Source organism: Peptoniphilus harei, assembly GCF_016726485.1.
In the GTDB taxonomy this organism is placed as follows: Bacteria; Bacillota; Clostridia; order Tissierellales; family Peptoniphilaceae; genus Peptoniphilus_A; species Peptoniphilus_A harei.
The window spans coordinates 1,143,602-1,169,152 of the sequence record NZ_CP068103.1 but is presented as its reverse complement, the minus strand read 5'-3'; the positions used below and the strand labels follow the sequence as shown (position 1 = coordinate 1,169,152).

The 25,551-nt window shown below is 35.1% G+C and carries 20 protein-coding genes and 1 pseudogene; 5 read left to right on the top strand and 16 right to left on the bottom strand.

The genetic code is table 11. The features are described from left to right. The 6 genes from cas7c to I6I93_RS05400 form a co-directional block, all read right to left on the bottom strand. Positions 1 to 852 carry a type I-C CRISPR-associated protein Cas7/Csd2 gene (gene cas7c / locus I6I93_RS05420; RefSeq protein ID WP_112889739.1) on the bottom strand — a complete coding sequence of 284 codons (852 nt, stop codon included), beginning with the start codon at positions 850 to 852 and terminating at the stop codon, positions 1 to 3. Further along, positions 845 to 1,099: a hypothetical protein gene (locus I6I93_RS09225; protein ID WP_236587158.1), complete on the bottom strand. Its 255-nt coding sequence runs from the start codon at positions 1,097 to 1,099 to the stop codon at positions 845 to 847. The genes cas7c and I6I93_RS09225 overlap by 8 nt, the downstream gene beginning before the upstream one ends. Positions 1,100 to 1,142: 43 nt before the next feature. Beyond that, the gene (locus tag I6I93_RS05415) at positions 1,143 to 2,822 is read right to left on the bottom strand and encodes a type I-C CRISPR-associated protein Cas8c/Csd1 (RefSeq protein ID WP_236587157.1); all 1,680 of its coding nucleotides are present in this window, start codon (positions 2,820 to 2,822) and stop codon (positions 1,143 to 1,145) included. A gap of 13 nt (positions 2,823 to 2,835) precedes the next feature. Then, positions 2,836 to 3,540: a type I-C CRISPR-associated protein Cas5c gene (cas5c, locus tag I6I93_RS05410; RefSeq protein WP_112889738.1), complete on the bottom strand. Its 705-nt coding sequence runs from the start codon at positions 3,538 to 3,540 to the stop codon at positions 2,836 to 2,838. 207 nt (positions 3,541 to 3,747) lie between these two features. Next, positions 3,748 to 6,327, bottom strand: coding sequence for a CRISPR-associated helicase Cas3' (gene cas3, locus I6I93_RS05405; RefSeq protein WP_112889737.1), 2,580 nt, complete (start codon positions 6,325 to 6,327; stop codon positions 3,748 to 3,750). A 43-nt stretch (positions 6,328 to 6,370) separates the two neighbouring features. Further along, a complete protein-coding gene (locus I6I93_RS05400; protein WP_112889736.1) occupies positions 6,371 to 7,309 on the bottom strand; it encodes a phosphoglycerate dehydrogenase in 939 nt (312 codons plus the stop codon). Positions 7,310 to 7,460: 151 nt separating this feature from the next. Here I6I93_RS05400 and I6I93_RS05395 point away from each other — a divergent pair, with 151 nt between their 5' ends. The 3 genes from I6I93_RS05395 to I6I93_RS05385 all read left to right on the top strand — a co-directional run bounded on the left by I6I93_RS05395 (position 7,461) and on the right by I6I93_RS05385 (position 10,457). Then, complete coding sequence (locus I6I93_RS05395) at positions 7,461 to 9,023, top strand: SH3 domain-containing protein (protein WP_112889735.1); 1,563 nt, start codon at positions 7,461 to 7,463, stop codon at positions 9,021 to 9,023. Between the two features lie 109 nt (positions 9,024 to 9,132). Beyond that, positions 9,133 to 9,699 carry an RNA polymerase sigma factor gene (locus I6I93_RS05390; RefSeq protein ID WP_112889734.1) on the top strand — a complete coding sequence of 189 codons (567 nt, stop codon included), beginning with the start codon at positions 9,133 to 9,135 and terminating at the stop codon, positions 9,697 to 9,699. Beyond that, positions 9,696 to 10,457 carry a hypothetical protein gene (locus tag I6I93_RS05385; RefSeq protein ID WP_112889733.1) on the top strand — a complete coding sequence of 254 codons (762 nt, stop codon included), beginning with the start codon at positions 9,696 to 9,698 and terminating at the stop codon, positions 10,455 to 10,457. Before I6I93_RS05390 ends, I6I93_RS05385 begins: the two co-directional genes overlap by 4 nt. Before the next feature lie 106 nt (positions 10,458 to 10,563). Here I6I93_RS05385 and I6I93_RS05380 read toward each other — a convergent pair whose 3' ends face one another. The 8 genes from I6I93_RS05380 to murA form a co-directional block, all read right to left on the bottom strand. Next, positions 10,564 to 11,418 (bottom strand): DnaJ domain-containing protein, encoded by an 855-nt coding sequence (locus I6I93_RS05380; RefSeq protein WP_112889732.1) that lies wholly within the window; start codon positions 11,416 to 11,418, stop codon positions 10,564 to 10,566. Continuing rightward, the gene (locus I6I93_RS05375) at positions 11,418 to 12,086 is read right to left on the bottom strand and encodes a metallopeptidase family protein (RefSeq protein ID WP_112889731.1); all 669 of its coding nucleotides are present in this window, start codon (positions 12,084 to 12,086) and stop codon (positions 11,418 to 11,420) included. The genes I6I93_RS05380 and I6I93_RS05375 overlap by 1 nt, the downstream gene beginning before the upstream one ends. Before the next feature lie 92 nt (positions 12,087 to 12,178). After that, positions 12,179 to 12,979, bottom strand: coding sequence for an ATP-binding cassette domain-containing protein (locus I6I93_RS05370; protein WP_112889730.1), 801 nt, complete (start codon positions 12,977 to 12,979; stop codon positions 12,179 to 12,181). A 4-nt stretch (positions 12,980 to 12,983) separates the two neighbouring features. Further along, positions 12,984 to 13,940 carry an ABC transporter ATP-binding protein gene (locus I6I93_RS05365; protein WP_070702719.1) on the bottom strand — a complete coding sequence of 319 codons (957 nt, stop codon included), beginning with the start codon at positions 13,938 to 13,940 and terminating at the stop codon, positions 12,984 to 12,986. Position 13,941: 1 nt separating this feature from the next. Further along, a complete protein-coding gene (locus tag I6I93_RS05360; RefSeq protein WP_070702721.1) occupies positions 13,942 to 14,784 on the bottom strand; it encodes an ABC transporter permease in 843 nt (280 codons plus the stop codon). 7 nt (positions 14,785 to 14,791) lie between these two features. Next, positions 14,792 to 15,721: an ABC transporter permease gene (locus I6I93_RS05355; protein ID WP_112889729.1), complete on the bottom strand. Its 930-nt coding sequence runs from the start codon at positions 15,719 to 15,721 to the stop codon at positions 14,792 to 14,794. Positions 15,722 to 15,789: 68 nt separating this feature from the next. After that, positions 15,790 to 17,316: an ABC transporter substrate-binding protein gene (locus I6I93_RS05350; protein WP_112889728.1), complete on the bottom strand. Its 1,527-nt coding sequence runs from the start codon at positions 17,314 to 17,316 to the stop codon at positions 15,790 to 15,792. A gap of 15 nt (positions 17,317 to 17,331) precedes the next feature. Then, entirely contained in the window at positions 17,332 to 18,579 is a 1,248-nt protein-coding gene (gene murA / locus I6I93_RS05345) for a UDP-N-acetylglucosamine 1-carboxyvinyltransferase (protein WP_112889727.1), read from the bottom strand. 140 nt (positions 18,580 to 18,719) lie between these two features. Here murA and I6I93_RS05340 point away from each other — a divergent pair, with 140 nt between their 5' ends. Continuing rightward, entirely contained in the window at positions 18,720 to 19,874 is a 1,155-nt protein-coding gene (locus I6I93_RS05340) for an aminotransferase class I/II-fold pyridoxal phosphate-dependent enzyme (protein ID WP_112889726.1), read from the top strand. 104 nt (positions 19,875 to 19,978) lie between these two features. Here I6I93_RS05340 and I6I93_RS05335 read toward each other — a convergent pair. After that, a pseudogene (locus tag I6I93_RS05335) lies at positions 19,979 to 20,855 on the bottom strand (DNA-3-methyladenine glycosylase family protein). Positions 20,856 to 20,901: 46 nt separating this feature from the next. Continuing rightward, positions 20,902 to 21,531 (bottom strand): redox-sensing transcriptional repressor Rex, encoded by a 630-nt coding sequence (locus I6I93_RS05330; RefSeq protein WP_112889725.1) that lies wholly within the window; start codon positions 21,529 to 21,531, stop codon positions 20,902 to 20,904. Between the two features lie 227 nt (positions 21,532 to 21,758). On the opposite strand from I6I93_RS05330, the gene I6I93_RS05325 reads away from it, so the two are divergent. After that, entirely contained in the window at positions 21,759 to 25,508 is a 3,750-nt protein-coding gene (locus tag I6I93_RS05325) for an S-layer homology domain-containing protein (RefSeq protein WP_112889724.1), read from the top strand. The last annotated feature ends 43 nt before the right edge of the window (positions 25,509 to 25,551 follow it).

The window sequence follows — 25,551 nt, the reverse complement described above, 5'->3', positions numbered from 1 at the left end:
TTAAATTCCTTGAATGTGTTCTACTTTTAAGCCTTTTTCCTCATATTCCTTTAATTTTTCTTCATCAAGTCTAATATTATAGTCTTCATATTTTACCTTTAGGTCTTCTACATTTGGTAAATCATATTGTAATAGGTCTTTTATCTTTCCACTTGACACATCGCCAACCTTTGATGAGTGGTTAAACCAAAAGATATCTTTTACTTCCATGGATCCGTCTGGTCTTGCTGATGATACGTCATTTAAAAATAAAGTTTTTATACATTCTTTTATAGTTTCAACATCTTCTTCATCAAAGCCAGTTTTTTCTGCAAAGTAAGAGTTTATACTTCCATTAACTAAATATACTCCGTGGTCAACAAAGTGCTTTGTTCCCATAGTATCTGCACTTCTAGTTTTTCCTGCTCCTGGTTCCATTCCACTTATGGATTTAGTTATTTGCATCGTTGTGATTTCTATTGGATCAAGTGATTTTGCAATAGATATGGAAACTGGTCCCCTTATTCCAAGTGATCTTTTTTGATAAGTAAAGACTTGACCAAAGGACCTAATATCAAGCCATTTTTCATTGGCTCTTTTTTCAACTTCTTCATCAGATTCTTTGCTAAATTCATTCTCAAATCTTTTTTGAAGAGACCTAAAGCCATCGTCACTCCTGTCAAGAGACTTTACAAAGATATCGTGACCCATGTCCTGCATCCTATTTCTGATTTTTCTCTTTAAACAAACATCTGAGATTTCTCCAAAACCCCTGTTGTCAATTCTTGGCATATTTCCTGTTAGAGGATCTCCATTTGGGTTAGCTCCAGAAACTTCTATTGTAAAAATAAAATCCACCTTATTGTTAATCATTTTTTTCCTCGCTTTCTCTTGTAGTTTTTTTGTATAAGTAATCTAATTCTTTAATTTGTGCTTGATATCCAAATAAAAATCCCGAGTTCAAGGGTCTATTGGTTTCTAGGCCATTGAATTTGTAATTTTCCCCTATAAGATCAATTACATCTCCAGCTTCTCTTTTCAAAATATTTCTTATATCTCTAGTTCTTTCATTTGCATGCAACTTAAAATCATAGGGCTTGATTAAATCGCTAAGTCTCATGCTCATAGTAGCAGGTTTATTTAAATAACTTGACCAAAGTTTTTCAGCATTTGTTATTCTTTCGTCGTCTTTTTTTATAAGTAAAAGCTTCAGTTTTTTCGTATATAGCCAGAAGTCTACCAAATAAGTAAGACCTATCTGTTTCTTTTTTGTCTAACATATTGCTTTCAATCCCTTCCTTTTCTCTTAAAGCTGCCAAGGCACATAATTTAACTAAATTCCAATATTTTTCATAGTTCAGCCTATTTCTTATATTAATTTCTAAGGCATGAAGAATATTTTTAGGCATGTCCCTGCCTTCAACAATAGCCATTAAAATGTTTTTGTATTGATCTGTTGAAAAACTCTTTTTGGAAATTTCAAGACCTTTATCCCTCTCAACCCCATAAGCCGCTCTTATTAAAGTTATGGGACTAGGAGTATATTCACAATATTTTCTTTTTTCTTCATCATATCTAATCCAGCTATACTTATTTTGCCAGCTGATTAAATTTTCTTTTAATCTTGAAGCTTCCATCTCCCTAAAATATTTAAGAGCTACCCTACCATTGCTGACCTTATCAATTATTGCAATGTAGTACTTGGAAGTGTCGTCAAATAAAATTCTTCCACTAGTAAAGGACTTAACTATGTCCTCAGACCTTTTGTCTGCAATAGTCATAGAAATGTCTTTAGCTTCTTCTTTAGCTTTTTCCTTTAATTCTTCATTCGATGGGATAAGATTTTGTATATTTGTAAAATCAGTTTTGCCTGACCCTTCAATACTTGTTTCTGATTTTTTTGTTGGGTCCATTCCTGACTTATTTTGGATGTCATCAGAAAACCAACTCAAAACATAAGTAAATTCTCCAAGCCACCTAGAAGTATTTTCGCCATTTAAGAGGGCCTTTGCCATTTGTAAAATTTTTTGGCTCGAGTCCTTGCCAATTTTTATAGTTTCGTCAGGCTTATCAAACCTTCCAAGGAAGTTTTCATTGTTGGCAGTTATTTGAGAAATAAGTCTTGCTGAACCTATAAGGGGTTTGTGTTTTAGACACAAGAAGTCTTCTTTCCCCGATATGTTGCAAATTATTTTTTCAGAGTCCTTGTCCTTGGCAAAACTTTCTTCTGTGTATCTTATAAATTTTTCTTGTAAGTTTTTATTTTCAGACAAGCTTAGATTTTTCTTGCCCTCATAATCTTCTACTGCAAAAGTTAAAAATACTTTTGAAAAATCAATTTTTACAGTCTTGGCTTTCTTATCAGAATTGTCTACGTATTCAACATTTTTGTCTTTTGTGATTTTATAGTCCCTGTACAGTTTAGATAATATCTCTTCGAAAACCTTTTCTTTGACTATATAGTCATGGACAATCTCTACAAAGTCATCTCTGTCGTAATTAAGCCAAGATTCTTGCTGATTGATGTAAGCTTCGGACTTTTTTGTATTGTCTTGGATTACATAATCAAAGTTATCGAAAAGAGGATGGGGTGCAACCCCGCTGGACCTTGCTACAGAATCTTCTGTTACAGGAAAGATTACAAGGTCTCCATCACCTAAAAACTTTGCATCAACTAATTCACTTTTTTTATTAATAGTAATTTCTACAATATTCTTACCATTGGACTTCATGGAGTTGTGATAAATTGGCAGTATTAAATTCGATTTATCCTTTAAATCTCCTATTAAATTGTTTTCTAGTCCAAAGTTATATGAACTGTATAAGGCAGTTAAAAAACTCAATGTATCACCTCCATTAATAGTCTTCTAATTCTTGGTCTACTGTCCTAGTTAGGCCTGGCTCCTTAAAGGAATAGTTTGAAACTTCATTTATTATTGGGCAGTCTTCAGGTCTTTGAAAAATTATTCTTCCATTTTTCATATTGATTGGTCCATAGGCTGATCTCAACATTTCGCCAGACTTCTTAGGATAGATTAGTCCAACTAACATAAGACCAAAGCCTAAATTAGTATCATCGTAATAGCCTTCATCATTTTCATACTCTTCTTCTGTCAAGTATTCAATGTAGCCTTGGCATTCAGAAACTCCCAAAAAAATTGGTCTTCTGCCTCCTCTCTTAAGGGATCTTTCTGTTATGGCCTCATGCTTCATAAAGTTCCTATCATTTTTTAGGTCCTCCCTGTCTTCATTCCACTCAAAGTGAAATTTTACATAATAGCAGGGGTTAGAAAGATATGTGTAAGCAGATAAATCAGCGCTGTAGTCTCTTAAGAGAAGTCTCATTCCCTGAGTGTAGGATTCAATTTTATTCATTATCCTCACTTCGTCAATTACATTTGTGATTGTGGGTTTAAAATAATTTGCATCAATTATTCCCTTCAAACTTTCTCTAGTAGGAACGCTGTAAGAAATCTTCTCTCCCCCTGACTTACTTTCTGGTGAAGTGAATAGGGCCCTGTCACCATATACTTTTGCATAAAAGTATTTTGACTTATTCATAATTAACACCTCCTTTGATTTTTATTTACGAAAACGATATCATCTTTATCTAACTTCATGTTAATATGAAATATAAATTTTGTCAATGTTAATTTTATTTTTATTTTTTATTTTTTTTGATATAATTGTTTTATCAGCGAGAGCTGTGGATTGAAAAATGTTTATATGGAAGATAGACCCTATTATTAATAAGGGTCTTTTTTCTTTTTAATAACTCATAAATCCAAGCTCATCAAAACTTACCCCAAATTTTTCATTGTAATAAGAGTTTGGGAGAATATAAATGTATCCATCTAAAATATTGTCGCAGGAATTTAAATCTTTTTTATTAATAGAAACAGTGTGTCTCGAAAGTTTCTTTACTATTCTCTTTAACTCTTTCAAATTTTTTAGGTAATCTGGACCTTTTAATTCCTTTGCTAGATCCATCAACCTATTTAAATCCTCTTCAGTTTCCTCGTAATAGACGATGACACTTCTATTCTTGTCTTCGATTAAGTCAAAGTCCTTGTAGGCCTCTTTAAAGGATTGAAATAAGTCAAAGAAAATTCCCCTCTGTTCATCAAACAAGTATCCTGACTTATCTTCTAGTTCCTTTTTTGTCTTATTTAATTTTTTAAAATTACCTGAAACTTCTTTATTCTCAGCCAATAATTTTAAGACATCAGAATATTGGTCGTCCTTTAAATTGCTATAGAGTTTTTCAAAATATTCTTTTGTAAGTTTCTTTAAATCCAAGTCCCCCGATGACTTATTAATGGCAAATTTGCAGGCAGCCTTTCTTTCATCTACACCCTTTAACATAGAAGTTTTTTCTTCGTTTTTATCTAAGTTTATCAAGTAGGTGAAGGCAGACTTAAGATGTCCCTCTCTGTTGCACCTTCCCATGGCTTGAACTACTGAGTCCATGCCAGAAAGAGACCTTATGACAAGATCAAAGTCTACGTCCACTCCTGCCTCAATGAGTTGAGTAGACACGACGCAAATTTTGTCTCCATCTTTAAGTCTCTCTTTTATTTCTCTAATCTTTTTTAATCTGTCGCTGGCTGTCAAATTTGTTGTGAGATAATAGAGGTCCTTATCATCATAATTACTTTCAAGCAAGTCATATAACTTTCTCACAAGTTTTTTTGTGTTTAAAATAACTAGGTTAGACTTATCTAGGTTTTCCAAGACTAGGTCTCTTATGTCTTCTATACCGTACATCTTATTTATGTCACCATAAATTTTTAGCCTTGCCCTTTCAAAGGCTGAAAAATCATAATTTTTGTAGTCTATAATGTCTTCACACTGACCTCCAAAATTTCCATAAGAAAGTTTATGATCAAGATCTTCTAAGGCATTTGTAGGTTGAGTCGCTGTGGACAAAACAAAAGTCGCCTTCATTACAATTTTCATAAAGTTAAGGGCCAAGTTTGTCATGTATAAAAATTCTGTTGGGATAGACTGCCACTCGTCCAAAATAATTACAGAATTGATGAAGGACTTAAACCTCGTTAGGTTAGCTGACTTACCCTTAAATATGGAGTTATAAAATTGAACCATGGTTGTCAACACAACAGGCGAAGTCCAATCATCTAGGAGGAACTTCTTCCTTACTTGGTCTAATTCGTCGTCCCTATCATCAGTTTCGAGCTCATCTTTATCATCAACAACATTGGAGTGGTGTTCCAATACAAAATCATCATTGTTTAAGATTTCTCTCATTTCAGAGGCATTTTGCTCAAGGACTGACAAAAAAGAAGTAACATAAAAGAACCTCTCCTTGCCTTGATAGTTCATTTGATTTATTCCATAGCGAAGGGACAAGAGGGTCTTGCCTGCACCCGTTGGAAGGTCTAACTTATAAATTCCAAGCTCATCCTTCTTGGATCTCGTTAATATATCTCTGGAGATTTGATTTCTTAAAATATTTAATCTTCCCTCAGGCTCTCCAAAGGACTCGTACTTCCTATTGATTTTCTCTTCAAATTTCTTCTCAACTTGTCTTAACTTTTCTACATCTTCATCAAGTATGACCTTGTCGTAGGCATTTATTGTGTCTTTGATGTCTGCAGACTTTAGAATTGAAACTAAGAGCCTTATGAAAAGTGACTTATAAAAATACAGGGCCTCAGATTCTTTTTTATTTGAATATTCTTTGGCAGAGTCCTTTAATTTTTTTATTATTTCAAGATATTCTAAAAATCCCTTACAAAAAACATCTTTTATATAAAGACCTTGGGATTCATAAAATTTTTCAACTTCTTTATAAAAGTCATCAATAATAAGACTCTCTTCTTTATTCTCCCCAAACCTATAAGAAGAATTTTCAATTTTTTTAAGCCTATCAAGGCTAGTCAAGACATAGGCCATGTCTTCGTTCTTCCTCACCATGTCGTACTGGCCGTGGTGGGACATAATTGTGTAAATCAAAATATTTATATAGTCACTTAAGTCTAAAAATGCCAATCTATCTTTTTGCAAAACACTTCTCAAGTCTAAGATAGATTGTTCTTTACTATGGTGGATTTCTTCAAAAACAGAATGATAAACTTTCACGACAAATAGACCACCTAGGCTTGAGTGGTCTACTTTTTTATTTGAATTTTTTGTGATTTTATCTTGAAAATCAAGGCTGGCCTTGCCTATGTCGTGGAGAAGTCCTGTTAAGAAAGTAATATTTTCCATATCAACTTTCTTGCCAATTTTTTTTGCTTCATTTCCAGTTTCTAAAAGGTGGGCATAAAGTGTTTGTTTCTTTTCTCTCTCATCCCCACCTATGTGAGCGTACAACTTATCTAACATAAAACCACCTCAAATTTTTTTGTAATTGATCTTAAAAATATTCTTAATAACCCTTGTCGAAGTCTACTATATTTTTGAAGTCGCCGTCGTTTTTTAGGGCCTTGAGGTTTTGGTAGGCTGTGGCAAATTGTCTTGTGCTAAGGTCTTCGCAGGCAAAGGATATGTGGGGATAGATGTAGACATTTTCGAGATCCCAAAGTTCTGAGTCCTTGCTTAGGGGTTCTTCTTCGAAGACGTCTAGGGCTGCTCCCCTCACCTTACCTGCTTTTATTGCATCAACTAGGGCATCTTCGTCTATTGTTGATCCCCTTGAGATGTTCACAACTACAACTCCATCTTTTAATTTTGCAAATCTATCTGTATTTAAGATGTGGTGAGTTTTTTCTGTTCCTGGCAGGCACATGATGATGTAGTCCATGTCTTTTAAAATCTTATCTAGTTCTTCTAGTGAATAGACATTGTCAAAGGGCTCAACCTTTCTCCCGCTGGTGTTAAATCCATTTAATTCCATGTCGAAGCCCTTCAGTCTTTTGGCTCCTGCCACTGCAATAGTTCCTGTTCCCATAAAAAGTGCCTTCTTGCCATAGAGGTTGTAGGCAAAGGCCCTCTTCTTCCAGATCTTTTCCTTTTGGTTTTCTATATTTTTTCTGTCGTCCTTATTTATTTGTAGGAGTCCATAAACTATCCACTCTCCTATGGGGTCGTCGTAAGCTCCGTTGTTGTTGGAAAGAGTTATTTCCTTTTCCTTGATATAGTCCAAGTCAAGGAAGTCTATGCCAACTGAGGTTAAAAATATATATTTTAAATTTTTGTGGTCCTTGTAATTTATCTTTTTTAAATCTATGGCTCCAATCAAAATATCTTCGCCATAGTCAGCTTTTTCATTGGGATTTTTTTCATCATAGCTTAGGACTTTGTAGCCTAGTTTTTCTATTTTCTCTCCATACTTTCTTGCCAGACCCTGGCTCAATAAAACTTTCATTTCTACCTCCATTTATAATATTTATTCTTTAATAGATTAATTCGCATTCCAATTAAATTATAGGTCATGTGAGAATTTTAGTAAATAGGCGGCTTATTGTAAAAGTTTTTTAAATATAATATAATTAATTGGTAATTTGAAAGGAGTCTTTATGAGCTTTTTTAGAACCCTACCAACAAAGCTTAGCTTTAATACAAGTGAAAAAATTCAAATAGCAAATGCAGAGCTAACTTCAGGTGACTTTGCCCTGGCTATTGACGTCCTAAATGCTCAAGACTCTTTCGTAACTAATATTGAGTTTGCAGTAAAATTTAAGTCTATTGAAAGGTCTTACCTCTTTAATGGTCGTGAATTTTATTTTCAACAGGCCGTAAATATTGCTCCCTACACCCGTTACTTCTTAGATCCCTTTATTCTGGACGAGAGGTTTCACGACGCAAGGGCCATTGACATTTACATCTCAAAATATACTGCCGACGGAAAAAATATTACTTGTGATGACAAAAAATATGAAATAAACCTTCCCGTTATTCCTGAAAAGAAGAGGGCCCAAATAAAGGAAACCCTTGGCGAGGGAATAAAAACTTACGGGGAAAACCAAATGGATTTTTGGCGATGTGCCTGTGGTTTTATCAACGAAGATGAAACTAGTGAGTGTGAGTTTTGTGGAAGAAACAAGAGCTTTGTCCTAAACAATTTGACAGAGGCCCTTATTAATTCCAAGATTTTAAATGTAATCGAGAACACAAGGGCAACTGATGGTATAAATTTAAAAACTCTTGAGACCCACTTGACCCAAACCAATCTTTCAAAGATTGCTCCAACGACGGAAAGCTTAAAGATTGACAGGACCAATGAAGAGGCCCCAAAGAAACCTAAAAAAATTCCTTGGAAGAAAATATTTTTTGCCCTTATCTTTATTATCTTCTTGTCCTTAGTCTCTTTATTTTTAATTAATATTGCAAAGACATCGAGAAATAAAAGTAAAATTGAGGACGCAAGGAGTCTTGCCCTATCTGGCAGCTACCAAGAGGCCCTTGAAATATACAACGACGCAACAAGGGACAAGACTAGCCCAGAAATCTTAAACGAAATGGAAAAGATAAAGAAACTTGTGGCATCAGATGAATCTTATCAAAAGGCTTCCAGCTTCTTTGAAGAAGGCGACTACATTGACGCTGCCTACAACTTCAAAAAAGTTATCCAAGAAGATGAAAAAAATTATAAGCCTGCCCAAGACAAGCTTACATCTATAGAAAATATTATTTTAGACCAAGTTAAATCATCCTATGAAGAAAATAGGACTGAGGCTCTCTTACTCTTAAATTCTTATTTAAATGTTGTTCCTGAATCAGCAAGGGCTTCGAAACTAAAAAAAGAAATAGAGTCAGCTAATAAATTAAATGTAGACACAGAAGAAAGCCAAAAAGAAAACTTTGAAAAGGAAGAGAAAGATAAGGACTCAGCAGAAACTGCAAAAAAAGCTTCGGACCTCCTTCACACTTATAGGACCGTCTCAACAGAGAAAGCCAACCTAAGGGCCGAACCTAGCGTTGACTCTGATATCCTAAAAATTCTCGACAAGGGAACAGAACTTTACGTCCTTGAGACAAAAATCGAACAAGGACAAAGAATTTGGTGTCATGTCGAAGTTGAAAGCCCAATTTCACAAGAAACAATAAAGGGCTGGATCTCAAATAAAACACTAAACTAAGAATCTCCACAAGGCGTGGAGATTTTTTTATAAATTTTTTTAAAATAAATGAACCTTTTTAGGTCCTAAATAGTCTTATAAGTAGATGCATCTAAGAGAGGAGGATAAAATGAATCGTGAAATAAAATTTACAGAAGAAAATTTCGAAAAATTAAAAATTGGCGACAAGGATTCCTTTGACCTCCTTTACCAGGACTACTACCTAGTCTTATATAGGACTGCCCTCTTGATCTTGGGCAATAAGGAAGATGCAGAAGATGTCCTCCAAGACACCTTTGTTTCAATTTATAAAAATGCAAAAACTCTTTCTGATTTTGAAAAGCTAAGTCCTTGGATCTTCTCTATATTAAAGAACACTTCCTACACAAGATACAAGAAGAGAAAGAGGGAATTTCCCGATGAATTTGTCCTTGATAAGTCTGAAAATAGTCCCACCTATCTTGGAGAGGATGACTTTGCAGAAAAATCAGAAATTCAAGATGCCCTCATGACTTTAAAGGAAAAGGAAAGAGAAGTCCTGGTCCTCTATTACTACAACGACTTTTCCATAGAAGAAATCGCCAGCATTTGCAAGACCTTCCAGGGTACAGTGAAGTCTAGACTCTACAGGGCTAGAAGGAATTTAAAGAAAGAACTTTTAAAAACACAAGAAGAATATGAAGGAGAGTTATTATGAAAGATTTTGATAAGTATATAAAAAATGAACTCAATAAGTCTGTTGAAGATTCTTCTCCTTCTGATTATCTTAAAAATAAAATTGATTTGGAAATCAATTCACAAGGAGAAAAAGGAGAATTTAAAATGAAAAAAAGATTTGTATTAGTGGCAGCCGCTGCCCTTGTCCTTTCAGTGGGCGTATTTGCTGCAGGAAAAATTACTGGAACATTAGCATCTTCAACATCATTTTATAACTACACAAAATATACTGACATGGCTAAGGCAGAAAAGAAGGCTGGCTTTGAGGCCTATGCTCCAGAAAGTTTAGGGGACTATAAGTTTGACGGAATTAGAATGGTTGACATGGCAGACATGGACGACACTGGAGAAAAATTAAATAAGAGAAAGGCAATTGATGTAAATTACAAAAATGATGCTGGCGACATAGTAAGCCTTTCAATTGACAAGTATCCAGAAAATTCAATAGCTACTTCAGAACAAGCCCATCAAGAAATGAGAGAAATTAATGGCGTGCAAGTTTATTATTGGAGATTAGAAAGTGTCTTTTTACCAGATGAAAAAGATGCTACAGAAGAAGAACGCGAAAGATCAGAAAAAGATCCTTTCTTTAACCTAGCTATTGGCTCAGCTAAAAGAGAAGAAGACGCTTCAAAGCACCTAATCTTTGACTACAAGGGAGTGCAATATGAGCTAATGGCTGGAGATGATATGGACGTAAATGAATTTTATAGGATGGCAGAAGAAATTATAAAATAATTTTTTCACAGTTAATTAAAACATTTTTCTTATAAATTAAATAGTTGTAAAAAACTAAAAATCTAAACACCAAAAAAGGACCCTCGTGGTCCTTTCTTTTTTGTCTTTAATTTGCCCCAGTCATCTTCTTATACATTTCCACATTTGTGTCGTTTAAGAATTCGTAGGCTGCATTTATTTTTTGAAATTTTTCCTTGGCGCCCTCTTCCTTGTTTAGGTCAGGGTGATATTTTTTTGCCATCTTCCTGTAGGCAAGTTTGATTTCATACTTGTCTGCATTATAATCTACCCCAAGAGTGTCGCAGGCATTTTCGTATTGGTCTTTGAAACCGTAGCCTCCAGTTGATGATGAAGAGCCACCATAAGATCCACCGTAATTGTTGCCGTAAGACCCTCCTTGATTTTCATAAAATCCACCGTAGCCTGATTGCCTAAAGAACTCTTCAAATTGTGAGAAGTCGTCAAAAGTTGTCCAAGTAAAGCCGCCAAAGTCCTTAAACCTTTGTCTGTACTCTTCTTCTCTTTGCCTCCTCCTCTCTTCTTCTGCTTTAATTCTCTCTCTTTCCTTCTTTTCCCAATAAGCTCTTCCGTAGCCAGAGATATTTTCAAATTCATTTTCCTTGCCAAGGAGATAGTGGTCTGCCCTGTCGTAGAAAAATTCTGTCACAACATAGTGGGCGTACTTCAAGAAGGACTCTGACACATTACCAAGTAAGGGCACAAATATTGCCAAGATTATTAGGGTTGATAGCCAATCATTTTTCGCCAAGCCCCTCCAAGCAAAAGGGTTTAGGAGCAAAAATATTATTAAGCATCCTCCCATGGAAATTATGTACAAGAAAAATCTCCTCACTGCCGAGAAGAGATCAACAGCAATGTTTACTATTACAAGTAAGAGGGTCAAGATGAGGTCAAAAAATTTCCCCAGCCCCTTATAAAAATATCCTAAAAATTTATTCATTATTTTTTTCCTTTTCTATATTCTTCTAAAAACTTCTTATCTTCAATGACAAGCCCCCACTCATTTGCCAAAAATTCCAAGTGGTGGGTGAACTCGTGGAGGAGAACTTCTTCAAGCTTTTCCTTCAGCCTCTCCCTGGATGAATACCTATACATCTCCATAAAGGACCCGTAGTAAATTTTTATCATATTTCCAAGTATAGACCTTTGGTATTCTCCCATTATAAGGAGATCATCTGCTCGAGATTCTTCGTGGTATTTTTTATCCTCTGAAAGAATTATACCACCATTTAGATGGTCAAAGGCATAAGATGGTATGGACTCGCAGATGCCTTCCAAGATTTCTTCGACTTCGTCAATTCTCTCTAGGTAATAAGAGTCATATTTTTCTTCGTCTTTTAAGCCTGTGTCATTTTTATTTTCATTTTCTTCTTCATCTTCTGAATCTATATCTTCTTTAATTTTTTCTTGGACTTCTCCCTTATCTTCAAAAGCTTCATTGATTGAGCTTTCTTCTTTATTTGTATCTGGGCCTTTAATTTCTTCACTTGAATTTAATTTTATCTCATCTTCATTTTTTTCATAAATCTCTTCAATCAAGTCAAGAGGAAGGTCAAAATTATTTTCTCCATCGCTATAAAAAATTTTTCTGCCATCTGGGTCAAGCATCTTTTCACCTCCAAAATAAAAAACTGTAGAAGCCTACAGTTTTATCTACTTTATTTAATTATAATACCCAAGCTTAAAATTTTCTACACTTCTTATAGGTCATCACATTTAGCAAGAGTCTTTCCAGGTACTGATGATAATAATTTTTTTGTGTAGTCCATCTTTGGGTTTTCAAAAACTTCTTCTGACTCGTCATATTCCACGCATTTGCCATGATACATCACGAGAACTTCTTCTGCCACGTGCCTAACAACTGAAAGGTCGTGGGAAATGAAAATCATAGAAAGTCCCAAGTCCTTTTGCAAATCTTCCATCAAATTAATTATTTGAGCTTGAATGGAAACGTCAAGGGCTGAAGTTGGTTCGTCAGCAATAATTATCTTGGGGTCAACAGCAAGGGCTCTGGCAATAGAAATCCTCTGCCTTTGTCCCCCTGAGAACTCATGAGGATATCTCTCCATGTGGTATTCTGAAAGACCACAAATTTCCATTGTCTCCAAGACTTTTTTGTGGATCTTCTTCTTGTCCCTCTCTCCCAAAAGATTTCTTATGCCAGAGGCAATTATGTCCTTGCATTTTTTTCTTGGGTTAAGTGATGAATAGGGATCTTGGAAAATCATTTGGACGTCTTTCCTATATTCTTTAAGTTCCCTTTGGTTTTCTTCTAAAATATTCTTGCCCTTGTAAATTATCTGGCCTGTGGCATCGGGATAAAGTCCCATTATGCACCTAGCAAGAGTTGATTTACCTGAACCACTTTCTCCTACAACTCCAAGGGTGTGTGAAGTCTTTAGGTCAAAGGAAATATCATCTACTGCCTTTAGGACCTTCTTCTTGCCAAGATTAAATTCCTTGTTTACATTCTTAACTTGTAAAATTACTTTTTCTTCCATAATATCACCTGTACAAGAAGCAGCTGACCTTTTGGCCATTTACATCAACTTCTTCGGGAGCCTTCTCTTCACAAATTTTCATTCTCTCGTCACACCTTTCACAGAAGTTACAACGATCTGGAAGTCCTATTGGATTGGGAACTGATCCCCTAATTGTGTAGAGTTCGTCCTTCTTCTTGTGGGCACTTGGTATGGCCTTAATAAGTCCCCTTGTGTAAGGATGAAGGGGATGGGTGAAGATATCTTCTGCCTTGGCTCTTTCCACAACCTTGCCTGCGTACATTACGTTGACATAGTCTGCGATATCAGATACAACTCCCAAGTCGTGGGTTATGAAAATAATTGAAGTATTCATGTCTTCCTTTAACTTCTTCATAAGCTCCAAGACTTCCTTTTGGATTGTAACATCAAGAGCTGTTGTTGGCTCGTCAGCTATTAAAAGTTTTGGAGATGATGAAAGGGCCATGGCGATCATGATCCTCTGCCTCATTCCTCCAGAAAGTTCGTGGGGGTAAGAGTTGTAGACATCTTCTGCCCTGGGAATCTCAACTTTTTTTATCATCTCAATGGACTTTTCCTTTGCAGTCTTCTTGTCCATATCGAAGTGAGTCCTAAATACTTCTGACATTTGATAGCCAACCTTTAGGGCTGGATTGAGAGATGTCATTGGCTCTTGGAAAATCATGGAGATTTCATTTCCCCTTATCTTCCTAAGTTCTTCAGGAGTTGCTTCCAACAAGTTCTTACCTTCAAAATTTATTTCTCCAGAAATTTTTTCAAGAGATGACTTGTCGAGAAGTCCCATAATGGCAAGAGTGGTAACGGACTTACCTGATCCACTTTCTCCTACTATGGCAGTTGTCTTACCGTCACGAGTATTTATATTAACCTTGTTTACTGCTTTGACAATACCTTGAGAGCTTTTAAAAAAAACTTCAAGATCTTTTATTTCTAATAACATACTACCTCCTGAACTTTGGATCAAAGGCATCTCTTAGGGCATCGCCAACTATATTTAAGACTAAAATAGTTAGGGCGATGGCTATACCTGGGAAGAGAGTTATGTGAGGATAGTTCCTTATATAGGCCCTTCCCTCAGAAAGCATTTGACCCCACTCTGCTTCTGGCGGCATAATTCCCATTCCAATAAAGGAAAGAGAGGCTGCTGATAGGATTGCAGTTCCAACCCCAATTGTTGCTTGGACAATTATTGGGGCAAAGCAATTGGGAAGGATCTCTGCAAAAATTAATTTAAAAGTTTTTACTCCAGCAAGTCTCGCCGATTCTATATATTCCAAATTCTTAACAGACATAACCTGACTTCTTACAATTCTGGCATAGGATGGAACGGATGAAAGGGAAACTGCTAAGATTAAGTTTCTCATTCCACCACCAAGAGCTGCTGCAAGGGCAATAGCCAGTACAAGTTGAGGAATAGATAAAATAGTATCCATGACCCTCATGATTATGGCATCAAAGACTCCCTCATAGTAACCTGCAAGGGCCCCAATGATAACTCCTACAAATGTAGATATAATTACTGATGAGAATCCAATCTTAAGAGAGACTTGGGCTCCCTTTAGGACTCTTGAAAATATATCACGTCCAAAGTTATCTGTCCCCATTAGGTGATCTGAACTTGGCTTCAAGAAGTTGTCAGCTGGAAACTGCTCTGTGTAATCATAGGGCGCAAGATAGTCTGCAAAAATTGCTCCAAGTATTATTAAGATTAAAATCCCAAGAGCAACAACTGCAATCTTGTTTCTCTTATAATATTTAAAAAATGTTTTAAATCTCTTTAGCATATTCCACCTACTTGTACTCTGACTTAATTCTAGGATTTATAAATCCATAGAGAATGTCTACCACAATAGATATCACTGAGTAAACTATGGCAATAAGCATAATGGCTCCAAGGATTATTGGATAGTCACGAGTTTTTATGGAGTCAACCATTAACCTGCCAATTCCTGGTATGGAGAAAATTGTCTCTGTCAAAATACTTCCACCAAGAAGTCCACCAGCTTGAAGTCCAATAGTTGTTATAACTGGGACCATGGCATTTTTTAGGGCGTGAACAAAGATAATCTTGGATTTTGGAAGTCCCTTGGCATAGGCTGTCCTGATGTAGTCCTTGTCCAAGACATCTAACATGGCTGACCTTGTCATCCTCATAATAACTGCTGAAGATTGGAAGCCCAGGGCAAACCATGGAAGGATCATCTGTTTAATAGATGAAAAGCCTGATGCCGGTAGGACTTTTAACTTAGTAGAGAAAATTATTATAAGTAGTAGTCCTGACCAAAAGATTGGCATGGCTAGGCCTACCATTCCCACAGCTGTGATTATAGAATCAATGATTGTGTTTTTCTTTAGGGCTGCAAGGACTCCAAAGGATATTCCCATTACTACTGCAATAAGAAGGGCTCCGCCAGCAAGCTTAATTGTTGTTGGAAATACTCTTAAGAGGGCTGCAGTAACAGACCTTCCTGATTGGTAGCTTGTCCCCAAGTCAAAGTGGAGGACTAAATTTTTTAAATAATTCCCATATTGGACCAGGAAGGGTTCATTTAGTCCCAGACTCTCTCTTATAGCTTCTACTGTTTCCTTGGTTGCGTTGGGTCCAGCTGCTGCAAGGGCAGCATCACCTGGTGAAAGGTAGAGGAGCAAGAAGACTATAAAACTTACTCCCAAGAGAGTAGGTATTAAAATTAAGAGTCTCTTTAAAATATATTTTGTCATATCTAATCCTTTCTTTCCTAGAAAAGACGAAATTCACCAAATAAGAACTTGGTGAATTTCAAAAAAAATTAATTTTCTAATAATTTTACATCTTTAAGTTCTTGCGCATATCCTGGAAGTAGCTTAAGTCCTTCTACACTACTGTTAGCTGCCACAAGTGTTTCACCATAGCAAATGTATAACCATGGATATTCTTGATTTATAAGCTCTTGAGCCCTCTTATAGATTTCTGCTCTTTTTGCTTCATCAACTGTTGAAAGACCTTCCTTCATTAAATTATCAAGTTCTTCATTGCCAAAGTACATGTAGTTTGGTCCTTGGCCCTTGTTTGATGAATGGAATGGTTGGAAAAGTTCATAGTGAGCATCTACAATTGATGGGTTCCAGCTCATAATAAACATATTATGTTCTCGTCTCTTAAGTGCGTCAACAAAAGCACCCCATTCAAGTCTTTCCACATTAAGTCCAATTCCATATTCCTTTAATTGGGCTTGCATCATAGTTGCAACATTAACTCTTTGGGTGTTGTCAGATGTGTAGATTGAAAGATTTGTTCCTTCCCCCATACCTGCTGCTGCAAAAAGTTCCTTTGCCTTATCCTTGTTAACCTTATTTGTTTCAAGGGAATCTGCAATAGAATATTTAAAGTTAGGGTTAATTGGACTTGTTGCAAGATTTCCACTGTTCATATAAACAGTTTCAAAAATTGTATTCATATCAATGGCATTTACCATAGCTTCTCTAGCTTCCTTCTTGTCAAAAGGTGCCTTTTCCATGTTAAATCCAATAAAGTGAACTGAGTTGTCTAACTTTCTGTAAAGTTTTAATTCGTCATTTTCTTCGATATTAGGAATTTCACTTGGATCAACCTTATAAGCTAAGTCTACTCCACCAGATTCAAGCTCAATAATTCTTTGAGATGCTTCTGGAATAACCTTCATTTCGATTCCAGCAATTTGTGGCTTGTCTCCCCAATAGTTTTCATTTACTGAGAAAGTAGCGTGGTCATTTTGAATCCATTCGTCTAATACAAAAGGTCCTGTTCCCATTGGTTCAGTAGCAAGATCTGCTCCACCTTCAACATAAGCCTTTGAAAGGATTGAAACTGCTGGGTGAGAAAGTGAGTTTAAGAAAGCAGCATCTGGTTCAGTTAATTTAAAGGAGAAAGTCAAGTCGTCTTCTTTTTGATAAGAATTCTTGTCGATTTTTCCATAAAATGGTTTGAACTTGTCAGTTTCTGCGGCCCTATTTAGTGTAAATATTACATCATCTACTGTTAGAGGATCTCCATTGGAGAACTTAACTCCCTCTCTTAACTTTATCTTAAAAGTTTGTGGGTCTGGGTTTTCAATAGATTCTGCAAGAGAGTTTTCAATCTTCCCATCTTCATTTACTTTTACCAAAGTATCATAAACTTGGAGTAAGATATTTACAGCATAGTCATCATCTATTGAAGAAGTTTCAAGAGACGTTGTATCTTCTGAAACTGCAACTTTTAATATCTTTCCTTCTCCATCACCCTTGTCCTTGGAGGAGCAAGCTGTCATAAATAGGGAAAGCACTAAAAGCATTCCAATAATTATTTTTTTCTTCATTATCATCGTCCTTTCTTAGATTCTTTTGATATCGGCTCCAAGATTTCTAAATTTCTCTTCAATTTTTTCATATCCTCTATCGATGTGATGAATTTCAGAGATTTCAGTTTCTCCTTCGGAAACTAAGCCTGCAAGTATAAGGGCAGCTCCTGCTCTTAAATCAGTTGCAGCAACTTTGGATCCGTATAGTTTGTTCTTACCCAAAAGTATAGCTTCTCTATCTACTACTTTGATTTTTGCACCCATTTTCTTAAGTTCATCGGCGTGCATGAATCGATTTTCAAAAACTGTCTCTATAATAGAAGATTGTCCTTCAGCTTGAGTTAATAGAGCCATGAACTGTGCTTGTAGATCTGTTGGAAAGCCTGGATGAGGTAGGGTTTTGATTTCAATTGGTTTAATTTCATCTTTGCCTATCACCCTAACAGTATCTCCATTTTCAATTACTTGAGCACCAGTTTCTTCTAGCTTTGCTATAACTGGTTTTAAGTGGGAAGTAATAATATTTTCAATTGTGATGTCTCCACCAGTAATTGCTGCAGCTACCATAAAGGTTCCTGCTTCAATCCTGTCTGGAATAATTTGGTGAGTGCAACCAGTCAACTTTTCTACACCCTTGATCTTTATTGTAGAAGTTCCTGCACCTGTCACCTTGGCTCCCATTTTATTTAGGAAGTTTGCAAGGTCAACAATTTCTGGTTCCATGGCACAGTTTTCCAAAATAGTTTCGCCTTCAGCAAGAACTGCTGCAGTCATAATATTTTCTGTTGCCCCAACTGATGGGAAGTCAAGATAAATTCTTGTGCCAACAAGCTTGTCGCACTCAGCCATAATTTCTCCGTGAGTCATCTCTATATTTGCACCTAATGCCCTAAAGCCCTTTAAGTGTAGGTCAATTGGTCTTGATCCAATGTTACATCCACCAGGTAGAGAGTTGTGGGCCTTATTTAACTTTGCAAGAAGAGGTCCCATAACCAAGAATGATGCCCTCATCTTGCTCATAAGTTCGTAGTCAGTTTCATAAGAATTAAGTCCACTTGGATCAATCTCAAGTCTGTTGCCATCTTTTTCTATTTTAAGTCCAAGCTTTCTTAGGACTTCTGTAATTATTTCAACGTCCTTTAGCTCTGGCACGTCTTCCAAAATAATTTTTTCTGTGCCAAGAATAGTCGCTGCCAAAATTGGAAGAGCTGCGTTCTTCGCACCAGAAATTCTAACCTTGCCCTTTAGTGGGCCCTTTGATTTTACTAATATTTTATCCAAAAGGATTCCTCCCCTATTTTTATTTATATTAAATTAATTATATCATAGAGAATCTTATTATTTAAGGAATTAAAACAACGCCTATTAATAAAATATTTATTTATGATAAAATGAATTATTAGAAATAAAGGGAGGTTTTTATGAAGAAATTTATCCGTGAAAAATATAGGGATGTTGAAGAATCTATTTACGCTGTTGACTACTCAGAAATCTATGATGATTTTATCAACTTTGGCGTTGGTGACCCAGACCTTGCTACTGACGAAGCCATAATAAAGGAAGCCTACGACTCACAAATGGCAGGTCACACCCACTACGCAGATCCACAAGGTTACATAGGTCTAAGAAAGGCCATAGCAGACTTTTATAAGGAAGACTTTGGGGTGGCTTGCGACCCTGATGAAGTTATGATCACTATGTCAGGAACTGAAGGAATGTTTTTAATCCTTCAAGCTATCCTAGAAGAAGGCGATGAAGTAATGGTTCCTTCACCTTACTTTAGTGTCTACCCAGACCAAGTTGACATGGCTGGTGGTAAAACTGTCTTCTATGACACAAAGTTCGAAAATGATTTTGACATTATTCCATCTGAACTTGAAAAATTAATAAATGAAAAGACTAAGGCCATTATAATAAACACTCCCAACAATCCAACTGGGGCAGTTTATAGTGACGAGACCCTAAAAGAAATTTATGATCTTGCTGTTAAACACGACATCTTAGTGATTTGTGACGACATCTACACAATTTATTCCTACGAGTCTGCCTTCACTCCAATGATCAAGTGGGATAAAAACTTTGACAGGGTGATTTCAATCTCTTCAATGTCCAAGGACTATGTAATGACTGGCTGGAGGCTTGGTGCAATTGTTGCCCACAAGGACCTTATTAAGTCCATGACTTCCATTCACACAAACACAGTTTACGCAGTCCCAACAATTTGCCAATACGCAGGCGTTGTTGGCATCGAAAACAGGAAAAGAATCTGTCCGCCCCTTGCAGAAGAATACAAGGAGAGGATGTATCTTGCTTATGACAGGCTAAAGAAATTAAATCACGTTGAAGTTATGAGACCAAAGGGAACTTTTTACATCTTCCCAAAAATTTCTGTCCCAGGCATGACAACTGACGAAGTTGTAAAAGAAATTTTAGAAAAGGCCCACGTTAACTTAATTGATGGCAAGGCCTTTGGTGCTGCAGGCGATGGCTTTATAAGAATTGCCGTTACTGTTAACAAGGACAGGATCAACGAAGCCTTTGATAGGATAGAAAAATTAGAAATCTTTCAAAAGTGATTTTCTTTTGAAAAATTAAAAAAGATTAATAAGAATTAAAAATCCACGAAAAAAGACTGCGTCATAAAAACTCAGTCTTTCTTTATTTCTTATAAGTTTATAAATTACTTGCCCAACTTGTTCTCTCTTCCATAATAAAAGAGATATTGGTTGGCAAAGCCTGCGTTCTTGCCAAATACTTCTCTTCCACGCATGGCAATCTTTGACTTTGGTGTCACTTCTTTTAAATATAATTCCTCCATAACCCTCTTTATCCACACGTCAACTGGGAAGGACTCCTTCCTGTCAAAGGCAAAGAGGAGGATGCAGTCGGCAACCTTTGGCCCAACTCCTGGAAGGATTTGGAGTTCCTTTCTTGCATCTTCAAGATCCATGTCTTGAATTTTATTGATGTCAACTTGACCTGATGCAATTAATTTTGATGCTTCAACTATCCTCTTGTCACGAAAGCCAACCCTTGCAAATTCACGAAGGTCTTCTGGCTTGGCAAGGGCAAGCTGGTCTGGACTTGGGAAGGAATAGTATTTTCTATTCTCATCCTCTCCAAGATAGTCCCCATACATTTCCGAAATTTTTTCAATTGCCTTTTGGATTCTAGGTATTTGGTTGTTGGCAGAAATTATAAAAGAGATAATTGTCTCAAACTTGTCTTGGTTAAGGATCCTTATTCCCTTACCATATTCTGTTGCCCTTTTCATTACCTCGTCTTTGGAAAGTTCTTCCATTACTATTTTGTAGTCACGAGAAAGGTCAAAATAGTCATAAAAAATTTCCTCAAAGGACTTTTCATCTACTCCCTTTAAAATTATTTCATCCCCAACTTTTTTTTGCATTGGCAACTATGCCATGGGTTACAAAGGTAAAAGACCCGTCCTCTTCTTCGTACCACCTAAAGGCCTGGCCACAAGTGAAAATATCTCTTGGGTCAAATTCTTCTAGGTCAGTGATCTTGCAAAAGCCTTCATCAAAATTTATCTTCATCAATAAAAAACTCCTATAAATAAAAAACCTATTATTAAATAATAGGTCAGCTAATTTCTTTCATAAAATAAGATAGGGTTAGAAGTGAGTCGTTAAGTCTTATGTTTTCAACCACAATGCCTTCCGGTCCCTTTAGGTCGTAGGGTGCGAAGTTCCAAATTCCCTTTACACCTGCATCAATTACCCTATCTGCCACCTCTTCACAGACTTCTCTTGGCACAGTGATAATTGCAACGTCTACACCTTCATCTCTTATGTAATTTTCTAAGTCCTTCATATTACGGACCTTGATCCCACTAATGTCTTCTATGTCATCTTTAATGTCAAAAAGTGAAATGACATTAAAACCAGAATCCCTAAATCCATTGTATCTTGCAATGGCTTGTCCAAGTCTACCTGCACCAATTACTATACTCTTGTAAGACTTGTCTATTCCAAGAATTTTATCAACCTGGTCTTTAAGAGCCTTGGTATTGTAACCATATCCCTGTTGGCCAAATCCCCCAAAATTATTTAAGTCCTGTCTAATTTGCGAAGCAGAAAAACCAGTGAGGCCACTAAGTTCCTTAGAAGAAACTCTCTCCACTCCATCTTCTATGAGTTCTTTTAAGTATCTGTGATAGACTGGCATTCTCCTTATTACGGTTTCGGAAATACTCCTTGCATCCTTCGGCAAATTAACACCTCCTAATTGTTTATATTATAACAATCTTTCCATATTTTGTAAATTGTAGTTGTTTTTCTTTACAAATATTTCATTAGTAAAGCTAGAAAAACACTTAATGCTTTATTAAAAATTTACAATAAATAAAAAATAAGTTAACAAAATCTTTAGAATTTTTCTGTAATATCCTAAAGGATAGATTTATTATTTATACTATTTTTTTATTAGAAAGGAGAAATATGAAAATATTTAAAAAAACTTTTAGAAAAATGACTTTATCTTTTTTAGTCATATTACTTTTTATGTCCAATATACTTGTAAACACTTTTGCTCTAACAAGTAAGGACATAAAAATTCAAAGTTCAGGTGGCGGTGGAAGTATTAATTTAACAATTGAATTTCCAAAATTGTTTAGATTAAATCCTGAAGAGAACACAGAAATTTCAGTATTAGAAGGCAGCGGCGATGTATTTATAAATGAAGAAAAATTCGACTATACCCCAAAACCTTTACAAATTAAAACTGAAAATAATTCTTTTAACCTAAAAGTAGATTCAAATATAGATGAAGATATTATTGTTAATATAAGAACATCAACTTTTTCTTTAATCTTAGCTTTAAATACTCAAAATTCACATGCGTCAGTGACAAGTTTTGAACCCTTTATTGAAACTGATGAGCCTGATTATGTGGATGAAAATTTATCACACAATGTAAACTTTCGCTCATCAATAACTAACATAAATAACTCTCAAGAAGCAATGGATTTTATCCAAAAATCAAATTTTGCCTTCCCAAATAATGAGGTTAATGTCAATACTATTAAAGATCAAGTTGATCTATCCCTAGGAGACCAATTTGAAAATGAAATTATTTATAATAAAACTAAAAAATGTTATGAAATTTCAATTTGGTCAAAGAATGATAAGCAAGACCTAGTTAAAGAGCCTCTTTATATAAACTCTGATGTAAATATAAATTTTGATGACCCTAAAATATTGAGATATTCAAGTCTTAGACAGATAACAGAAAATGACTCTCTTATTGAAAATGGCAGTTTGAAAATTGAAAAAAATAACTCAAGTCCTTACGGTAATGTTGTGCTTCCAATATCAAATTACGGAAGAAACTACACTATTGAGGCTGAGGTTATCCACAACGGCGGAGCTAATAATTCAAGATGGATTGCCCTTTCCTACGGTCTTAAACCAATTAATCCAAATGAAAATACTTGGTCCTTTTGGCAAATGGCTATAAGAAAAAATGCAACTGCAACAAATGGTGTCGAGTTTGCCAACATGACCCCTTCAGGCAATTGGAATGTAAAAGCAACTAGTCCATATAAGGAAGTATTAAAAGACAATACTCCTTACAAGTTAACAATTGTAGTAGAAGGTAATGAAGTGAGAGAGTATATAAATGACGAACTTTTAGTTGTTTCAAGTCTTCCTATTGAAGATAGAGATGGAAAAATTGCTTTTTCTTATAATAATGCAAATGCTGAGTTAAAAAGTCTCAAAGTTACTGGTGAAATTCCGAAAAATCTTCCAAAAGAAATTGTCATTGACGATATCCAAAATGAATATGTAAGTAATATTTATCAACCAAAAACTCAAATTCAAATCCCACCAACAATTGTGGCAAATAATTCTAATAATTTTACCTCCTTGGCATCAGGAATTAAGAGACCAGCCACAATAATTTTTGATTTAGATGAAGATTTAAATGTAATAGCATCTAACGCTAAAATCCCTCTAGGTTCAGCTATTGAGTCTATAAAGAAAAATGCAATGATTGCCTTTAGAACTAATTCTGAAAGTACAGCTTTTAAATTATCAAGATTTATAGATAATAATAAAATTGTTGATGCTTTTATTATTTCTAAAAATCCAGAAATCATAAAAGAAATTACAAATCATACTGGCATGAGAGGCGTCTTAGATTTTACTGACAAGGAAATTTCAAGGGATAATTTAATTAATATTGTTCACGAAACAAATAAATCCAATTCAAGGATCGCTCTAATCCCACAAAAACTTGCCAAGAGAGAAAACATCAAATATATTCAAGCTAGAGCTATTGCAACATGGGTTCTTTCAGATTCGGAAGACAAGAGTCTCTATAACAATATTTTGTCTGGGGCCTATGGAATTGTTACGGAAAAACCACTTGACGCCATTAATTTTATTGAGTCTTTTAAGGATCCATCCCTTGGAAATATCTTGACTAGAAATACAATAATAGCGGCTCATAGGTCTGTACACACAGATATTCCTATTGATATTCCTGAATTAAATCTAAAGGCAGGGGCAAATCTACCGGAAAATTCTATATCAGCACTAAAGGCTGCAATGGCTATACATGCAGATGCTGCAGAGTCTGATGTGTATCTTGCAAAAGATAATGTACTTGTTATGAATCATGACGCAAGAACAGGTAGGCTTTCAAATAAAGATGTGCTTGTTGAAGACTTAACTTCTTCAGAATTAAAGGAAATTAAATACAAAGAAAAGCCTGACGAAGGCATAGCAACTCTAGATGAGTTTTTTGATGCTAGTAAGGACTCCGACATAATACATGTAATTGAAATAAAAAGTGGCAATCTAAATATTGGATCTTATTTAAGAGATACTGTTTATAAGCACAATATGCAAGACCGAGTAATTTTTATTTCGTTTAGTAAAGAACAATGCGAAAAAATGAGAGAATTTATGCCAGAAATATCTGTTGGTTATTTAGGTGGAGTAACTACTGCTATTACTCCAAAAACTTTGGCTGTAAAAAAACTTACAGAAACTTTAAGCCCTATGAATGCTTTTTTCAACAACAACATGTCACTTGCAAATTATGAACAAGCTCAGTTTTCTAATCATAGAGGAATTTTATTTCATCCATGGACTATAAGGGATAGAGGTATTTATGAAGAATATTTCAGTAAATCTTATCATGGTGAAACAACTGACTTTCCTTTCTGGGGCATGGACTATTTATCTTCTGTAACAAGCTCAAAAGATAATTATACTAAAAAAGAAGTTGATAATAATAATTTTATAGCAAAATCAAACTTTAAAAATGGAAATAGCATAGATCTAAAAAATCCTAAACTCATTAAAATTAAAGATCAAGAAAATTTATTTTTGCTAGGCGACTCCTATGAATTAAACAATATAGGCAAAAAATATACTGTTGTTTCTGAAGTTTTATCTTTAAAAGAAAAAGGAAATGAAGAAGCAGTTAAACCTAAGAATCCAGAAGAGCAAACTAATCCTAGTAAAACAGAGGATCCAACTTATCCAGAAAGCCCTCAGAATCCAAATAATCCGCTCCCTTTAAATCCAGAAGAAAATAAAGAAGATTACTATTACAATTCTATATTCGACTTTAGTAGACATGACCACCCAAAGACTTATCCTGTCAACATTAGCTTTAAGGAAGATAATAAAAACAAGAAAAATAATTATCCTCAAGACATAAATGGATACTGGGCAGAAGATTCAATTAAAAAAGTTTTAGATGAAAATCTAATGGAATTAATTAATTCTAACTTTATACCTAATAAAAATTCAACTAGAGCAGAAATTGTTAGAGCTTTGGCGAAACTTGAAAAAATTGATCTAGATTCTTATGATAAAAAAATCTTTAAAGATGTTGATTCTAATACTGAAATCGGAAAAATGATTGCTTGGGCTTACGAAAATAAAATTATAGCCGGTTATGAAGATGGAAATTTCAGAATGAATAATTCCATAACAAGAGAAGAATTTGCATCTATATTAAATAGGTATGTTGTAAATTTAAATAAAAAATTTCCTCTTGAAGAGCCTGTAGCTTTTACAGACTCAAAAGAAATTTCAACTTGGGCAAAAGATGATGTTAATAAAGCTGTAGAGAGAGGCTTAATCTATGGTTATGAAGACAAAAGCTTCAAGCCTAAACATAACATTTCAAGAGCTGAAGTTGCACAAATCTTTACAAATTTAATGAAATAGTTTTAAATTAATAAAAATAAAAAGAGTTCTACTGAAGATAGCT

What these genes read in the sequence shown, in the direction of transcription:
- cas7c (WP_112889739.1), bottom strand. Translation starts at nt 852, where the DNA reads ATGATTAACAATAAGGTGGATTTTATTTTTACAATAGAAGTTTCTGGA.
- I6I93_RS09225 (WP_236587158.1), bottom strand. Translation starts at nt 1,099, where the DNA reads ATGAGACTTAGCGATTTAATCAAGCCCTATGATTTTAAGTTGCATGCA.
- cas5c (WP_112889738.1), bottom strand. Translation starts at nt 3,540, where the DNA reads ATGAATAAGTCAAAATACTTTTATGCAAAAGTATATGGTGACAGGGCC.
- cas3 (WP_112889737.1), bottom strand. Translation starts at nt 6,327, where the DNA reads ATGTTAGATAAGTTGTACGCTCACATAGGTGGGGATGAGAGAGAAAAG.
- I6I93_RS05400 (WP_112889736.1), bottom strand. Translation starts at nt 7,309, where the DNA reads ATGAAAGTTTTATTGAGCCAGGGTCTGGCAAGAAAGTATGGAGAGAAA.
- I6I93_RS05395 (WP_112889735.1), top strand. Translation starts at nt 7,461, where the DNA reads ATGAGCTTTTTTAGAACCCTACCAACAAAGCTTAGCTTTAATACAAGT.
- I6I93_RS05390 (WP_112889734.1), top strand. Translation starts at nt 9,133, where the DNA reads ATGAATCGTGAAATAAAATTTACAGAAGAAAATTTCGAAAAATTAAAA.
- I6I93_RS05385 (WP_112889733.1), top strand. Translation starts at nt 9,696, where the DNA reads ATGAAAGATTTTGATAAGTATATAAAAAATGAACTCAATAAGTCTGTT.
- I6I93_RS05380 (WP_112889732.1), bottom strand. Translation starts at nt 11,418, where the DNA reads ATGAATAAATTTTTAGGATATTTTTATAAGGGGCTGGGGAAATTTTTT.
- I6I93_RS05375 (WP_112889731.1), bottom strand. Translation starts at nt 12,086, where the DNA reads ATGCTTGACCCAGATGGCAGAAAAATTTTTTATAGCGATGGAGAAAAT.
- I6I93_RS05370 (WP_112889730.1), bottom strand. Translation starts at nt 12,979, where the DNA reads ATGGAAGAAAAAGTAATTTTACAAGTTAAGAATGTAAACAAGGAATTT.
- I6I93_RS05365 (WP_070702719.1), bottom strand. Translation starts at nt 13,940, where the DNA reads ATGTTATTAGAAATAAAAGATCTTGAAGTTTTTTTTAAAAGCTCTCAA.
- I6I93_RS05360 (WP_070702721.1), bottom strand. Translation starts at nt 14,784, where the DNA reads ATGCTAAAGAGATTTAAAACATTTTTTAAATATTATAAGAGAAACAAG.
- I6I93_RS05355 (WP_112889729.1), bottom strand. Translation starts at nt 15,721, where the DNA reads ATGACAAAATATATTTTAAAGAGACTCTTAATTTTAATACCTACTCTC.
- I6I93_RS05350 (WP_112889728.1), bottom strand. Translation starts at nt 17,316, where the DNA reads ATGAAGAAAAAAATAATTATTGGAATGCTTTTAGTGCTTTCCCTATTT.
- I6I93_RS05340 (WP_112889726.1), top strand. Translation starts at nt 18,720, where the DNA reads ATGAAGAAATTTATCCGTGAAAAATATAGGGATGTTGAAGAATCTATT.
- I6I93_RS05325 (WP_112889724.1), top strand. Translation starts at nt 21,759, where the DNA reads ATGAAAATATTTAAAAAAACTTTTAGAAAAATGACTTTATCTTTTTTA.